This is a genomic window from Campylobacter bilis (genome assembly GCF_016806695.1).
In the GTDB taxonomy this organism is placed as follows: domain Bacteria; phylum Campylobacterota; class Campylobacteria; order Campylobacterales; family Campylobacteraceae; genus Campylobacter_D; species Campylobacter_D bilis.
The window spans coordinates 34,618-51,122 of the sequence record NZ_WUED01000006.1; the positions used below are offsets into that span (position 1 = coordinate 34,618).

Annotated in this window: 13 protein-coding genes; 11 read left to right on the forward strand and 2 right to left on the reverse strand. The window is 29.9% G+C overall.

Annotated elements, in window-relative coordinates; genetic code table 11:
* Nucleotides 1-2: 2 nt before the first annotated feature.
* The gene (locus GRQ01_RS03900) at nt 3-890 is read right to left on the reverse strand and encodes an aspartate carbamoyltransferase catalytic subunit (RefSeq protein ID WP_158334530.1); all 888 of its coding nucleotides are present in this window, start codon (nt 888-890) and stop codon (nt 3-5) included.
* A 398-nt stretch (nt 891-1,288) separates the two neighbouring features.
* Here GRQ01_RS03900 and metK point away from each other — a divergent pair, with 398 nt between their 5' ends.
* Nucleotides 1,289-2,485, forward strand: a complete 1,197-nt coding sequence (gene metK / locus GRQ01_RS03905) for a methionine adenosyltransferase (RefSeq protein ID WP_158334531.1) — start codon at nt 1,289-1,291, stop codon at nt 2,483-2,485.
* A gap of 260 nt (nt 2,486-2,745) precedes the next feature.
* Here metK and GRQ01_RS03910 read toward each other — a convergent pair whose 3' ends face one another.
* Entirely contained in the window at nt 2,746-4,050 is a 1,305-nt protein-coding gene (locus GRQ01_RS03910) for an apolipoprotein N-acyltransferase (RefSeq protein WP_158334532.1), read from the reverse strand.
* Between GRQ01_RS03910 and yajC the strand changes: the two genes are divergently transcribed.
* Genes yajC through mfd form a run of 10 tightly spaced genes read left to right on the forward strand, consistent with a single transcriptional unit; the run spans nt 4,023 to nt 16,474 of the window.
* Nucleotides 4,023-4,295, forward strand: coding sequence for a preprotein translocase subunit YajC (yajC, locus tag GRQ01_RS03915; RefSeq protein WP_158334533.1), 273 nt, complete (start codon nt 4,023-4,025; stop codon nt 4,293-4,295). The genes GRQ01_RS03910 and yajC overlap by 28 nt on opposite strands.
* Nucleotides 4,288-5,865 (forward strand): protein translocase subunit SecD, encoded by a 1,578-nt coding sequence (gene secD / locus GRQ01_RS03920; RefSeq protein WP_158334534.1) that lies wholly within the window; start codon nt 4,288-4,290, stop codon nt 5,863-5,865. Before yajC ends, secD begins: the two co-directional genes overlap by 8 nt.
* Before the next feature lie 2 nt (nt 5,866-5,867).
* Nucleotides 5,868-6,839, forward strand: a complete 972-nt coding sequence (secF, locus tag GRQ01_RS03925) for a protein translocase subunit SecF (RefSeq protein ID WP_158334535.1) — start codon at nt 5,868-5,870, stop codon at nt 6,837-6,839.
* A gap of 9 nt (nt 6,840-6,848) precedes the next feature.
* Nucleotides 6,849-9,278, forward strand: coding sequence for a leucine--tRNA ligase (gene leuS / locus GRQ01_RS03930; RefSeq protein WP_158334536.1), 2,430 nt, complete (start codon nt 6,849-6,851; stop codon nt 9,276-9,278).
* Nucleotides 9,275-9,790 (forward strand): LPS assembly lipoprotein LptE, encoded by a 516-nt coding sequence (gene lptE / locus GRQ01_RS03935; protein WP_158334537.1) that lies wholly within the window; start codon nt 9,275-9,277, stop codon nt 9,788-9,790. Before leuS ends, lptE begins: the two co-directional genes overlap by 4 nt.
* Nucleotides 9,774-11,141: a hypothetical protein gene (locus GRQ01_RS03940; protein ID WP_158334538.1), complete on the forward strand. Its 1,368-nt coding sequence runs from the start codon at nt 9,774-9,776 to the stop codon at nt 11,139-11,141. The genes lptE and GRQ01_RS03940 overlap by 17 nt, the downstream gene beginning before the upstream one ends.
* The gene (locus GRQ01_RS03945) at nt 11,142-12,314 is read left to right on the forward strand and encodes a folylpolyglutamate synthase/dihydrofolate synthase family protein (protein WP_158334539.1); all 1,173 of its coding nucleotides are present in this window, start codon (nt 11,142-11,144) and stop codon (nt 12,312-12,314) included.
* On the forward strand, nt 12,301-13,203 hold the full coding sequence (gene pgp4, locus GRQ01_RS03950; protein WP_203121187.1) for a peptidoglycan metallopeptidase Pgp4: 903 nt from the start codon (nt 12,301-12,303) through the stop codon (nt 13,201-13,203). The genes GRQ01_RS03945 and pgp4 overlap by 14 nt, the downstream gene beginning before the upstream one ends.
* On the forward strand, nt 13,140-13,535 hold the full coding sequence (locus GRQ01_RS03955; RefSeq protein ID WP_158334540.1) for a bactofilin family protein: 396 nt from the start codon (nt 13,140-13,142) through the stop codon (nt 13,533-13,535). Before pgp4 ends, GRQ01_RS03955 begins: the two co-directional genes overlap by 64 nt.
* Nucleotides 13,535-16,474 (forward strand): transcription-repair coupling factor, encoded by a 2,940-nt coding sequence (mfd, locus tag GRQ01_RS03960; RefSeq protein WP_158334541.1) that lies wholly within the window; start codon nt 13,535-13,537, stop codon nt 16,472-16,474. The genes GRQ01_RS03955 and mfd overlap by 1 nt, the downstream gene beginning before the upstream one ends.
* Nucleotides 16,475-16,505: the final 31 nt, after the last annotated feature.

Genomic DNA, 16,505 nt, shown 5'->3' on the forward strand with positions numbered 1-16,505 from the left:
TTTTATCCTTTATTTTCTAGTATAAGTTTTTTAAGAACAGCCATTCTAATGGCAATTCCGTTTTTAACTTGTTTTAAAACCAAAGTTCTTTCATCTTTCATGATCTCATCACTTATGTCTATATTACGGTTGACAGGGCCAGGGTGTAATAAGATAAGCTTTTTATTTTCAATAAGATTTTTTTGAATGCAAAAATCATTAGCATAATCTTGAAGTGAAGCATAAACGGTTTTATTATGTCTTTCAGTCTGTGTTCTAAGACTCATTATTATATCTGAATTTTCTATGATATTTTTATTAAATTGATAAAATTTTTTAAGAGAAGTATGAGGCATGAAATGTGGCGGTGCAACTAAGACAATATCAAGATTAAATCTTGTTAAAAGTTCTATATTAGATGCAGCAACGCGTGAATTTTTAATGTCTCCTACTATACAAATTTTTTTACCTTCAACCTTGCCATTAAAATGGTTATAAATAGTAAATAAATCCAATAAAGCCTGAGTAGGGTGAGAGTGCTTTCCATCTCCTGCATTTATAATAGGACAATGCGTGTGTTTTGCAAGTATTAAAGGAACGCCTGAATGCGCATGTCTTATAATAATAGCATTAGGACTCATGGCATCTAAATTAGCAACTGTATCATATAAGGTTTCACCTTTGCTTGAACTTGATCTTGAAACATCAAGCCTTAAGACTCTAGCACCTAGTCTTCTTGTAGCACTTTCAAATGAGGAAAGCGTGCGTGTGGAATTTTCAAAGAAAATCGTTGTAATGCTTTTGCCTTCAAGGAAGGTTCTAGGTTTTTCATCTAAAAAATCTTTTGCTTCTTCAAAAAGCTTAATGATTTCACTTTTACTAAAGTCTTTTGTAGTGATAAAATGACGCATATTTTACCTTAATTTATTTTTAGCAAATTGCTATAAAAATGTTTTACAGAGTTATTTCAAGTACTCTTGATACTATTATTAATTATAAAACCTAAAATGGCAATGTTTTTATTGCTATATCATAATAAAAATTTCTAGCTTTGATTTTATCTAACCTAAGCTTAATTTTTGGAAATTTATAGGCTTTTTAGTATGGGCTTTGATTTGATATTTTTAGATTATAAAAATAAAGCAAAGATTAAAAATATTTTGCTTAGATGCTTGATGATAAAAAATTATTTGTTTTTACAATCTAATGTATTTTTAATTTAAAGAAATCATTAGACTTTGTTAATAATTAAGCTTGAGCAAGTTTAATTAAGTTACAATATCATTTTATTTTAAACGAAAGGACTTTTATGTATCTATTCACTTCAGAAGTCGTAAGTGCAGGTCATCCAGACAAATGCGCTGATATAATCGCTGATACAATAGTGGATATACTCTTGAAAAATGACAAAAATTCAAGAGTGGCGAGTGAGGTTTTTGTCGCAGGAAATAAGGTTGTGATAGGAGGCGAAGTTAAATCAAATCACAAGCTTAGCAAAGCTGATTACGATAATTTAGTTAAAGATGTTTTGAAAAATATCGGATATGATGGGGCAGGGCATTTTAGTAAAGAAGAATGTTTGCATCCTGATGAGGTTGATGTAATGGTGTTTTTAAATGAGCAAAGCCCAGATATCAATCAGGGTGTAGATCAAGAAGGCGGAGAAACAGGAGCAGGTGATCAAGGCATTATGTTTGGTTTTGCAAGTTGCGAAGCACAAGAGTATATGCCAGCAGCTATTAGTTATGCTAGAATGCTTTGTGATAAGGTGTATGCTTATGCAAAAGCCAATCCACATGAGCTTGGTGTAGATATTAAAACTCAAGTGACTATTGATTATGGCACGAAAGCAAATTTTGAAAATTGTAAGCCACAAAGTATTCATACCATAGTCGTTTCAGCACCTTGCGTTGCAAGTATGAAAATACAAGATTTAAGATCTTTAATAATGAAATTAATCTTAGACACTAATTTACCTCAAGGACTTTTCAATCCTGAAAAAACTAAAATTTTAATCAACCCAACAGGTAAATATGTCAATCACTCTTCCTTGCATGATAGTGGTTTAACAGGAAGAAAGCTTATAGTTGATAGTTTTGGTGGTTATTCTCCAATAGGTGGTGGTGCACAATCTAGCAAGGATTATACTAAAGTAGATAGAAGCGGACTTTACGCAGCTAGATGGCTTGCGAAAAATATAGTTGCAGCAGGGCTTGCTAAAAAATGCATAGTGCAACTTAGCTATGCTATAGGTGTTGCAAAACCAACTTCAGTTAGTGTTGATTGTATGGGGACAAATACTAGCGTTAATGATGATATTTTAAGTGAATTTGTAATGCAAAATTTTGCTTTAACACCAAATTGGATCCGAGATAAATTTCATTTAGATAAACCAAGTAAAGAAACTTTTCTTTATGCAGATGTAGCAGCACGCGGACAAGTAGGGCAAAAAGACTATCCTTGGGAGAAACTTGATGCTTTAGAACAATTTAAAACTTTGATTTAGATTGTTAAACACACAAGCTTAACATTGAGAAGCTTGTGTGTTTTTAAGATATTAAAAAGTGTTAATTTTGACTTAGAGGGATATTTAAAAATATCCCCCATAAATATAAAAGTTAGGAAGGAGGCTAAATAAATTTTTATTTAGCTTGGGGTTTAAAAACCCCTCTAAGTCAAAAAGTTTTATAATTATAAAACAAAATAACTTAAATTACTTTAAAACCACAATAATTATTATTTTTTTGTAATTTTTAAATTCAATGCTTAATTTAACAGATTTTTCCACTCTTGGATGAGTCTTTTTTTAGGTAATATTAGTGCATTTTCTTTGCCATTTGTTGCATGATAAACACTAACACCATATTTACTTGAGTAAAATTTCATCAAGAGTTGTTGGAGTTTGTACTCGCTGCTGTGATTAAACCAGGCATTATTACTTAAGGCTATGATGATTTGTGAATTTTTGTAATTTTGCTCTTTAGTAGCTTCATAACAAATAGCATTGGTGATGATTTGATTATCTAGTTTGTATTTACTTTGTATAGGTCCTTGAGAAAATTCTTGCATATTTTGTAAAAAATGTTTTTTTACAAAATCAGTAAAAAATGGGATTTTTTCACCAAAAGGGACTAAAAAATGTTTGTTTAAAATATAAACATTGCCTTTTTTGAAAATATAGGTGCTATTATAGATAAGTTCTTTTTCTATATTTAATGCTCCTGTAATAATGGTGATTTGATGAGATAGATTTTTAAGTATGAGTTTATACTTAGTGTTTTGCAAATTAAAAGCAAAAGCAGTTTCAGGCAAGATTACTAGATCTTTTTTTTCTTTTATAGCTTGAAGAATTTCTTGGATTAAAAAATCAGAACTAGGTATGAGATTTTCTTTTAAGAATTTTTTATCTTGAGAAATATTAGTATTAATGAGTTTGTAATTTAAATTAAGAGTATGTGCTGTTTTTTCATCGTATTGAAAACCAATAGAGAATAAAAGAACAATAATAGCCATTTTATAATATCTTGAAATATATCCTTCGTGAAGAAAATAAGCTATTAAAAACAAGCAAATAATACCACGATAGCTTGGATCAAAAAAACCATACACTGTAAAAATTCCCCAATTAAGCCAGTCAAAACCTAAAGGATGGATAAAACTTAAGCAAAAAATTCCACATAGCCTTAAAAAATCGAATTTTAATATATAGCATAGTCTAAAAAGTATGCCATAAACAAGTCCAACTATAATTGGAATTATAATTATGAGATAAGTTAAATCGAAGTAAATTGAAGATAAACCTAGCCACCAAAACCAAAGAATTCCTACAAAAAATCCTATCCAAAAATAATGTTTAGCATTTTGACTTTTTAAAAGTAAAACCAAGCCCCATATTGCTAAAAAAGGACTGATACTTTGAGTAAAAATATTTTCAAAAAATGATAAGTAAATAGAATTTGAAAGTAAAATTGCAATAAAAAAGACTTTTATTATTTTAAAAATGATAGAATTAGTATTTACTTTTTTTGGAATAAAGGAAAAATATGACAGAAAATTCAATTTTAACTTCATTGTTACCTCTTGTAGTGTTATTTGCGATTTTTTATTTCTTGGTTATTAGGCCTCAGCAAAAGCAAGCAAAAGCACATAAGCAGATGCTTGAGTCCTTGCAAAAAGGAGATAAAATCATCACCAATGGTGGACTCATTTGTGAAGTAATAAAACCAGAGGAAGATTTTATCAAAGTTAAGCTTAATGAAGATAATGTTACAGCAAAAATTTCACGAGATTTTATAGCAAAGAAAATTAATGCGTAATTCTAAAATCAGCTACCGTTTGATTGTTTTTATAATGGTATTTATTTTTGGAGTGGTGTTTTCTTTGCCTTCTTTTTTGCAGTCTGAACGTGGAGCTAAGATCAATTTAGGACTTGATTTGCAAGGTGGGCTTTACATGCTTTTGGGTGTGGATAATAAAGAAGCTGTGAAGTCAAAAATTAAATCGATTGCATCTTCATTAAATTATTCTTTTAATAAAGAAAATATTTTAAATGATGGCTTGAGTACTCATGATGATATTTTAGAGTTTACTTTACTAGATAATGCTGATCTTGTAAAAGTTGAAAATTTGCTTAAAGAAATCAAAGGAATTGATGTGCAAAGTGAAAATATGCATTACCGAATTTCTTTCACCCCTGAAGAAGTAAAAAGTATAGAGAATTTTGCACTTTTACAAGCAGTTGAAACTATAAGAAATCGTTTAGATCAGTTTGGCTTAGCAGAGCCAACAGTGGCTAAGCAAGGTGAAGATAAAATTTTAGTAGAGCTTGCAGGCATTAAAACTAAAGAAGAGGAATTAAGGGCTAAAGAGCGTATTACCAAAGCAGCACATTTGCAATTAATGGAAGTGGATGATTCTAAAATGAGTCAAGCTTCTACTATGAGTGATGCTGAAGCAGCAAGCTATGGTATTATTTTAGTTCCTGATTCTCGCAATCCTAATTTAAAATATCCTTTAAAAAGCGTGCCTATTCTTGATGGTTCTATGCTTACTGATGCTAGAGTAGGATTTAGCGATAAGAGTAATTATCCTGTTATTAATTTCACTTTAAATGCAGAAGGTTCTAGAAAATTTGCTGATTATACTGGAGCTAATGTAGGAAAACGTCTTGCAATTGTGCTTGATAATAAGGTATATTCTGCACCTTCTATTAACGAACGTATAGGTGGAGGAAGTGGACAAATTAGTGGGGCATTTACTCAAGAAGAAGCACATGATGTGGCAGTGGCTTTAAGAAGCGGGGCTTTACTTGCTCCTGTAAAGCTTCTTGAACAAAGAAGCATAGGACCGTCTTTGGGTGCAGATAGTATTAAAATGAGCATGATAGCTTTAATCGGTGCTTCGCTTTTTATTATTGTGTTTATGATAATGTATTATGGTATAGCCGGAATTTTTGCTAATATTGCTATGCTTGTGAATGTTTTAGTGGTTGTGGCTGTTATGGCGATGTTTGGAGCTACTTTAACTTTACCAGGAATGGCCGGTTTGGTTTTAACTGTAGGTATGGCTGTGGATGCAAATGTTATTATAAATGAACGTATTCGAGAACTTTTACGTGAAGGAATGAGTATAAGAGCTAGTATAGAACAAGGTTATAAAAATGCTATGAGTGCTATTGTAGATTCAAACATCACTTCTCTTGTAACTTCTGTGGTTCTTTATGCCTATGGAACAGGCACGGTTAAAGGTTTTGCTGTGACTTTAGGAATTGGTATTGTTGTTTCTATGATTACAGCCATTTGGGGAACCCATGGAATGTTTGATTATTTTATGACTCGTATAGAAAAAAGCAATAATACAAGATTTTGGTTTGGTTATAGGAGATAATAATGCAGTTTTTTAAAGAAAAGAAGATTTATGATTTTATGAGAATACGTTTTATTGCTATTTCTTTTTCTTTTATCTTGTTTTTTGGTTCTATTTATTTGTTTTGGGAAAGAGGATTGCAATATGGTATTGATTTTAGTGGAGGAACCTTAGTTCAATTAAAATACGAAAGCGTGGCACCTTTAGATCAAATTCGTGAAATTTTAGAAAAGCAAGGCAATTTTCAAAATTTGTCTGTAACAGAATTTGGAAGCAGTGAAGAAGTCACAATACGTTTTTTAGAAAGCAATGATAATGTAAGCAATGATATAGGTGAGTATATTGTAACCCTTTTGAAAGATACAGGAAAATTTGAAGTACGTCGTGCGGATATAGTAGGTCCAAAGGTAGGTGATGAACTTAGAAATAAAGGTCTTATGGCCATAGCTGTATCTTTAGTAGCGATTTTAATTTATATAGCTATACGTTTTGAATGGCGTTTTGCGCTTGCAGCTATTATTAGCGAAATTCATGATGTTGTGATTACTTTAGGGGCTATTTCTTTATTTAAAATTGATGTGAATTTGGATACTTTAGCAGCTGTTTTAACTGTGCTTGGGTATTCTTTAAATGATACGATTATTATTTTTGATAGGATTAGAGAAAACATTAAAACAAGCAAAAAAAATGAGCTTTCATCTATAATTAATGAAAGCGTTTCAGTGACTTTATCAAGAACGGTTTTAACTTCAGGGCTTACTTTAGTCACAGTTGTGATGCTTTATTTTTTTGGTGGAGAGATGATACAAGGTTTTTCTTTAGCTTTAATCGTAGGTATAATAATAGGCACTTTAAGTTCTATTTTTGTAGCAAGTCCGACTTTATTATGGTTTCAATTTAGTGTACTTGATTTTAGAAATAAAGAATTAGAAAAAATAAAAAGACAACAAGAAAAAGAGCGTCATCGTACTATGTATGAAAAAGGGATAATTTAAGGAGAAATTATGGCTTATAAAGCAAGTTTAATAGAGGCAAAATGGCAAAAAATTTGGGATGAAGAAGAATATTTTGAGCCAAAAGATGATTTCACCTTAGCTAAAAAATATATTTTATCGATGTTTCCTTATCCTAGCGGTCGTATCCATATGGGTCATGTAAGAAATTATACTATAGGGGATGCTTTAGCAAGATATTATCGCAAAATAGGATTTAATGTCTTACATCCTATAGGTTTTGATAGTTTTGGCATGCCTGCAGAAAATGCTGCAATCAAACATAAAATTCATCCAAAAACATGGACTTATGAAAATATAGCCTATATGAAAAAAGAACTTTTTTCTTTGGGTTTTTCTTTTTCGAAAAGAAAAATACTTGCAACTTCAGATCCTTTTTATACGAAATTTGAACAAGAATTATTCATTAAAATGTTTGAAAAAGGTTTGATTTATACTAAAGAAGCAAAGGTAAATTGGTGTGAACAAGATCAAACTGTTTTGGCTAATGAGCAAGTAGAGGATGGTAAATGTTGGCGTTGTGGTCATGAAGTGGTTCAAAAAAAGATGCCAGGATATTATGTTAAAATTACTGCTTATACTGAAGAACTTTTAAAAGATTTAGATAAGTTAAAAGATAAATGGCCTAATCAAGTTTTAACTATGCAAGAAAATTGGATAGGTAAGAGTGAGGGCTTGGAATTTTGTTTAAATTTAGATGAGGAAAGTAAGCAAAAAGCCTGTGCTGATTCTTTAGAAGTTTTTACTACTAGGGCAGATACTATTTATGGTATATCTTATATAGCTTTAGCTCCAGAGCATCCTATAATTCAAAATTTACTTATCAAAGCGTACTTAAATGAAGATGTATCGGATAGAATTAAAGCAATGCAAAATCAAAGTCCAAGAGAAAGGCAAAGCGCTTTAAAAGAAGGATATTTTTTAGGAATTTATGCCATACATCCTTTAAGCAAAGAAAAAATTCCTTTATGGGTGGCAAATTTTGTTTTGGCTGATTATGGTAGTGGTGCAGTAATGGCAGTTCCAGCTCATGATGAAAGAGATTTTGACTTTGCACAAAAATATAATTTGGCTATAAAACAAGTCATTCAAACTCAAAAACCCTTGCCTTACACTCAAAAATCAGGCAAACTTATTAATAGTGAAGAATTTAATGAACTTGATTGTAATGAAGCAAGGCTAAAGATTATTTCTAAACTAGAAGCGCAAAATATAGGAAAAAAAGTTGTAAATTTTAAGATTCGCGATTGGGGGGTTTCACGTCAAAGGTATTGGGGTGCACCTATTCCTATGGTTAAATGTCAAAATTGTGGTATAGTGCCTCAAAAATTAGAAAATCTTCCTATAGTTTTACCTCAAGATGTACAAATCACAGGAGAAGGAAATCCTCTTGATAAGCATCCTACTTGGAAAATCTGTATTTGTCCAAAATGTGGTCAACAAGCACAAAAAGAAAGCGATACTTTAGATACCTTTTTTGAAAGTTCATGGTATTTTGCACGTTTTGCAAGCGATGAAAAGACTTGGGAAGAAAAGGTTTTGGATAAAAAAAGCGTGAGTTATTGGATGAATGTGGATCAATATGTAGGGGGTATTGAACACGCGATCTTACATTTACTTTATGCGAGGTTTTTTCAAAAAGTTTTAAGAGATTTGGGATATTTAACTCAAGATGAACCCTTTAATAGGCTTTTAACCCAAGGTATGGTTTTAAAAGACGGGGCTAAAATGTCAAAATCTAAGGGTAATGTTGTAGATCCTGATGAAATTATTAAAAAATACGGTGCTGATACTGCAAGACTTTTTATACTTTTTGCCGCACCTCCAGCTAAAGAATTAGAATGGAATGATGATGCGCTTGAAGGTGCTTATAGGTTTATTGCTAAACTTTATGATAGAGCACAAAAAATAAGAAAAGATAAGCTTTTAGAATTAAAACAAGAAAATTTAAATAAAGAAGAAAAATATGCAAGATTGAAAGTTTATGAAGCTTTAAAAAAATCTTTTGAAGTTTATGAGCAAAGTTTTGCTTTTAATACTTTAATCGCAGCTTGTATGGAAGCTTTAAATGCTTTAGCAAGCTGCAATAATGAGGCTTTAGAGCAAGAAGCATTTTATATTATTTTAAATATTTTAGAGCCTATTATTCCTCATGTTTGTTTTGAGCTTAGTAAAGAGCTTTTTGATTGTAAAAATTTTGTTAAATTAAATCTTAAAGAAGAGGTTTTTATCAAGGATAACTTAAGTTTAGTTGTGAGTATTAATGGTAAAAAAAGAGCTGAATTTGAGGTTTTAAGTACAGCTAGCAAAGAAGAAATTATGATGCTTGCAAAAGAAAATGTCTCTAAATGGCTTGAAGGTAAAACTATAATTAAAGAAATTTATGTGGAAGCTAAGTTGGTTAATTTGGTGGTTAAATGAAAAAGATTTTAGTTTTTTTTATAGCTTTATTTTTAGCCGCTTGTGGCTATGTACCTACTTCAAAAATTGCCAACAATATTTTTGATGAGAAAGTTTATGTTAATGTTGAATTAAGCCAACAAGATCCAAGAAATAGTATTTTTGTGGCTGATACTTTAAAAGAAATGGTGATTGCAAAGCTAGGACGTAAACTTGCTTTAAAGCATGAGGCTGATGATGTTATTAATGTTAAGATGAATAATTTAGAATTTATTCCTTTAGCTTATGATAAAAATGGCTATGTTATTAGCTATAAGGCTAAATTGAATTTGGATTTTCATGTTGTTTTTAAAGACGGATTAAGCCAGACTTTTAGTACAAGTGGAAGCTATAATTTTGATATTTCACCTAATAGCATTATTAGTGATTCTGCACGGTATGAGGCTATTCGATCGGCTTCGGGAGAAGCATTTGATGAATTTATTTCTGTAATAGCCATTAAAGGGCAAAAGCGTCATGCTAAACACCAATGAAATAGCTAAGCAAACTTTAATTGTATTAAAAGAGAGAAAATTAAAACCTACTCCTGAAAATTATGCAGAGATTTTTGAAGAAATTTCTTTAAAACACGGTATTACAAGTTCTAATAAGATTAAACTTGATAAATATAAAGCCTTGCTTTTACCAATTTATCAAAAGCAACTAGAGTCTAAAACTATACATACTTTAGAAGAACTGCTTAGTTTTTTAATTTCTATTGTAAATAGGCAAAGTGGAAAGCAATTTAGTGAGTTTTTTGAATTTTTATCTATAGTTTTTAAAGTTTTGCAAGTTAGTAAGGATAAAAAAATAAGAGAATTAGCTAAACTCACTTCAATGAGAATTTCTAAAACTATGGATAGTGAAGGTATTTATTTGCTTTTTAAAAAGTGGAAAGAATTTGAAAAAAATTATGATCAAAAGGATTTAGAAGAGCAGCTTCATCAATATGGTATTAATAAAGATGATGATTATGATAACGCGATTAAAAAACTTTTAATAAAGCTTCAAAAGTATGATGATGAGTATTTTGTCCAATTATTGTGTTTGGGTTTAAAACCTTCTTTGGTAGAAGATGTTAAAATTCAAACTTTCATACAAACTTTAATGCGAAAGCCTTTTATTATAGAGCAAAAAGATTTTAAGAATGAGTTGATGAAATTTGTAAATCACCGTATAGTGATTGATAATATCTATGTTCAAAAAAATTTGAATTTTTTCCATGATAATTTGAAAAAAATTTATCAATCGCTTATTTTACTTGATAAATCTAACCAAGATAATATAGATTTTATAAAGACTTTAAAGCCAGATGGGAAAGGGGAGGTGAGGCTTAGTTTTGAAGATTTGAATTTGATGTTTAAGCAATTTGGAGAAAAGATCGTAATTTTAAATAAGCAAATTCAATTTACACAGAGTTTAGAAGAAAGGCAAGCTTGGAGTGTTTTTAAAGAGCTTGAAAAAATGGATGAAAATTTCAAAAAATATAAGGTTAATTATTCTTTAGCATTGTTTTGTATAACAAATTATGTTTTTATTATGGAAAAATACGGCATAGCAAGCTTAAATGAAATTTTTGTACGTTTTAGAAAAATTCTTAAAGATTCTTGCACCCAATTTGATGAACTTTGGATGATAGATGAGAAAAGTTATTTAATCATATCTCCTGGAACAAGCAAGGATGAAATAGCCCATCTTGTTAACAAAAATCTTAGTACTATAGAAAATTTTCGATTTATTTATAAACAAGATATCATAGTTCCTAAGATTGATGTGGCGTATCTTGATAAGCAAAGCATGCCCAATGTCAATATTTTAGAAGAATTAATGAAGTGTTCTAGCTAGATGAGTAATATGGAAAAAATTGAGAATTTTTTAGCTCGTAAAACTACAAATTATGAAAAAATAGATCGTTTTTTGATGTTTAGAATGTATGAAAAATATAAAAATCATTTTAAACATATCCCTATAATCCAACTCATAGGTACTAATGGCAAGGGTAGTACAGGCAGGTTTTTAACCCAGCTTTTAGAAAATTTAAACTATACAGTAGGTCATTATACTAGTCCACATATTTTTAGTTTTAATGAAAGGTTTTATCTTGAAGGTAAAATTGCAAGTGATGAACAATTACAAAAATCCCATGATAAACTTGAAGGTATTTTTCAAAAAGATTTGGAAAAATTAAGTTATTTTGAGTATGCCACCTTTTTGGCTATGTTTTTATTCCAAGATTGCGATTTTATTGTTTTAGAAGCAGGTGTAGGAGGGGAATATGATGCTACTTCTGTATTTGAAAGAAAAATGAATATTTTTACAAAAATTGGTTTAGATCATACTCAAATTTTGGGCAATTCTTTAAAATTGATTGCAAGAACTAAGCTTAAAGTCATGGCACCTTTAGCGCTTATAAGCGATGAACAAGAAAAAATTGTGTTTGACTTGGCACAAAAAATTGCTTTATTAAAAAAGGCTAATTTAGAATTATCTTCTTTAGCTTCTTATTTAACAGAAGATTTTAAGATTTATTGTATGAAATTCTCTTTGCCTTATTTTTTAAGACACAATTTAAAATTGGCTTTAAAAGCGTGTGAACTTCTAACTTCTAAAAAGCAAACTTTAAAAGCCTTTCAAAATTTACAAGCTTTAAATTTACAAGCAAGATGTGAGCAAATTGCCCAAGATGTTTTTGTCGATGTGGGGCATAATGTTATGGCTGCTCAAGCCTTGCTTGAAAGATTTAAGGGAGAAAAAGTAAATCTCATTTATAATTCTTATCTAGATAAAGATATTTTTGAAATTTTAAAAACATTAAAGCCTATTATTGATACAATACAAATTTATAAGTATAAAAGCGTAGAACGGAAATTGGCTGATGATGAAATTTATAGTGTTGCATCAAAACTAGAAATTAAATGTGAAGAATTTAAGAATTTAAAAGAAAATAAGAAAAAATTAGTTTTTGGATCTTTTATGCTGGTAGAAAATTTTTTAAAGGAGTGGAGTGGTAAAAAATAAATTCACTATTACCATTACAGATATTAACGGTTCAAAACATTTTTATTTAAATCAAATAATTAAAACAATAGTTTTTTATACTCTTGCTTTTATTATTTTATTTTTAGTTTTTAGTGGTTTTTATATCAAATATCTTGATAGTAAACTTGATGATATTAGTCAAAAACGCGAAGAGCTTTTAAAAAAAAGCAAAGAGCTAGAATTAGCTAATGCACAAATGCAAAAGAGTATAGAAGAAAAAGCACAACAATACGCTGAGCTTGAAGATAAGATAGCTTCTTTTGAAGAGGCTTTAGGTTTAGAATCAGAGAACAATCTCACAATCAGTGCAAGACTTGATAATCTTCAGCTTACTAATGAACAACAACTTGGAATTTTAGGACAAATTCCTAATGGTTGGCCTATTGAAAATAAGGGGGTTACTGGAAATTTTGGATGGCGAGAACACCCTCTTTTAAAAAGAAAAGAATTCCATCCAGGCATTGATTTAAGAGCTGAAAGCGGAACTCCTATTTATGCTCCGGCAAATGGAGTAGTAGAGTTTTCAGGCTATAGCGATAATGGTTATGGTTATAATGTTATTTTATTGCATAATTTTGGTTTTAAAACTGTATTTGCACATATGATGCGTAAAGAAGTTGTTAAAGCAGGTCAATTTGTAAGCAAAGGACAATTAATAGGATATACCGGAAATACAGGTCTTTCAACTGGACCTCATTTGCATTATGAGGTAAGATTTATTAATAAAACTTTGCAACCTTTATACTTTTTAAATTTACAAAGGAAAAATATAAATGATTTTTTTAATCAAGAAAGGAGAGTTCCATGGCAATCTTTAATAAAGGCAATATCAGCCCAGCATCCAGCTCTGGTTCAGAAACAACAGTAATTTCTGCAGGTGCTAGGATTGAAGGTAAGTTTTATTTTGCTTCTATGCTTCATGTTGATGGTGAATTAAGTGGGGTTATCCACTCTGAAAGCATAGTAGTTATTGGAAAAAATGGAAATTTAAAAGGTGAATTACAAGCAGATAAAATTGTGGTTAATGGATATTTTGAAGGACAAATTGAAGCAAATAGTTTAGAAATTTTATCAGGTGGGGTAGTTAATGGGGATATTATCATACAAAAAATTTCTATAGAAAATGGAGGTCGTTTTAATGGGACTAGTAGGATTAAAGAAGGTACCATAAAACTTATTGAAAATAATAATGAAGAATAATGCAAGCATCATTTTATGAATATTTGCAAGGATTTGAACTTTGTGAACTTTTACTTTGTAAAGACGATAAGCAGGCTGATTTGCTTGCGCAAGTTTCTCGTTTTAAGGGTATAAAAACTTTTGTTTTGCCAGATTTTAGAGCACAATTTGGCGATGATCTTAGGGTTTTTTCTAAAGAGCTTTTTGAACTTTGTAAGGTTTTAAGTGCTTATCATAAAGAAGAAGAGAAAAAAATTCTCATTTCTCCTTTAAATACGGTTTTAAAAAAACTTCCTGCAAAAAAACATTTACAAAATTATTTTATCAATAGGGATCAAAAGCTTGATTTAGAGCTTTTTAAGGATGAAATTTCAAGATTGGGTTATGAATTTGTAGATATAGTTCAAGATAAGGGTGAAATTTCTATGCGTGCTGATATTGTTGATATTTTTTGTATTAATGAAGAAAACCCTATAAGGATTTTATTTTTTGGCGATGAAATTGAAAGCATGCGGTATTTTGATTTACAAAGTCAAAAGTCCATTCCTAATGAATTAAATCATTTAGAAATTTGCCCTTTTTTGGCATATTTTGACAAAGAAAATTATGCAATTTTTAAAGAAAAATTAGAAAATTTTCAAAGCGATACTTTAATACATGATATAAATTCTTTAGGATTTTGGTGTATTGATGATTTTGTTGATTATTTAGAGCTTGATTTTTTAGCTTGTGAGAAATTTGATACTCAAGATTATGAAAGAGATATAGGTTTTATCAATGCTAAAATTTTGCCCCAAGCTAAAATTTTTAAAGAATTGCAAAGTTCTTATAATAAAGATTTTTTTGAATTTCACAAGAACAAAAAAATAACCCTTTTGGCTAAAAATGAAGCCCTTTTTAAGGCTTTGCAGCTTGATGATACTCAAAATATCCATTTTTTAAAAAGTGATTTAAGACTTAATCTTATTAGTTTTGAAGAATTGATTATTTCTTTAAATAAAAAGGAAAAGCAAAAGACAAGAAAAAAAGCTAGTTTAATTATAGATGAATTAAAAAATGGCGATTATATCGTACATGAAGACTATGGGATAGGGAAATTTTTAGGTCTTGAAATGATAATTGTAAGCGGGAGAAAAAAAGAATTTGTTGCTATAGAATATCAAAATTCTGATAAATTGCTTTTACCAGTAGAAAATTTATATTTAATTGATAAATATTTGGGTATGAGTGGAACTATTCCTAATTTGGATAAATTAGGTAAGACAAGTTTTATTAAACTTAAAGAAAAGCTTAAAACCAAACTTTTGGCCATAGCTTCGCAAATTATCATCATGGCTGCTAAGAGATCTTTAATACAGGCTAAAAAAATTGAAATCAATTTAAATGATCAAGCTAATTTTATAGCTAAAGCGGGTTTTTCTTATACTAGCGATCAAGAACAAGCCTGTAATGAAATTTTAAAAGATTTTCAAAGTGGCATGGTTATGGATAGGCTTTTAAGTGGAGATGTGGGTTTTGGAAAGACTGAAGTAGCCATGAATGCTATTTATCCTGTGGTAAAGAGTGGATTTTGTGTGTTTTTGTTCGTTCCTACGACTTTGCTTTCTCATCAGCATTTTAAAACTTTAAAAAAGCGTTTTGCACCTTTTGATATAGAGGTTTTTAAAATAGATCGTTTTACTAAGTCTGCAGAAAAAAAACAAGTTTTACAAGCTTTAAAAGAAAATCAAGCTTGTGTTATTGTTGGTACTCATGCGCTTTTAAGTATGGAGTGTGAAAATTTAGCGCTTGTTATTATTGATGAGGAACATAAATTTGGGGTTAAACAAAAGGAAAAACTTAAAGAAATAGCTCAAAATTCACATATCTTATCTATGTCAGCCACCCCAATACCAAGAAGTTTAAACCAAGCTTTAAGTTCTATAAAATCTTATAGTGTTTTACAAACTCCTCCTGAAGATAGAATGGATGTAAGAACCTTTGTACGAGAAAACGATGATGCGCTTTTAAAAGAAGCTATAGTAAGAGAATTAAGACGTAATGGGCAAATTTTTTATATCCATAATCATATTGCAAGTATACAACAATGCAAAGATCGTTTATTAGAGCTTTTTCCTAATTTGCGTATTTTAATTTTGCATTCTAAGGTGGATGCTAGGATGCAAGAAGAACAAATATTAAAATTTGAAAATAAAGAATATGATTTGCTTTTAAGTACTTCTATTGTAGAAAGTGGCATTGATTTGCCAAATGCAAATACTATTATCGTAGAAAGAAGTGATCGTTTTGGTATGGCGGATTTACATCAATTGCGTGGACGCGTGGGTAGAAGTGATAAGCAAGGATATTGTTATTTTTTAATCGAGAATAAAAATGCTATTACTAAGGATGCTTTAAAGCGTCTAGTTTCTTTAGAAAGTAATTCTTTTTTAGGCTCAGGCTCAATTCTTGCTTATCATGATCTTGAAATTCGTGGTGGTGGTAATTTATTGGGCGTAGATCAAAGTGGACATATAGAACAAATTGGCTATAGTTTATATCTTAAAATGTTAGAAGATGAGCTTAATGCTTTAAGCAAAAATGAAATCCAACAGCAAGAAAATAAGCTTGATTTAAAACTCAATGTGAATGCTTTTTTAAATAGTGATCTTATCAACGAGGAACGTTTAAGACTTGAACTTTATAGAAGATTAAGTAAATGTAAGCAACTTTATGAAGTTTATGAGATTGAAGGGGAAATAGAGGATCGTTTTGGCAAACTTGATATTTATACTAAGCAGTTTTTGTCTTTGATCGTCATTAAAATTTTAGCTTTAAATAAATTTAAAAGCATAAGTAGTTTTGGTCAAAATATACAATTGATCACTTTAAATGATGAAAAAGAGTTTATTCAAGCAAAAAGCAAAGATGATGAGGATGTTTTAGAAGCGATTTTAGTACATCTTAGAAAGGATTTTTAATCTTAAGGCTAAAATGATTTAATATAAATAA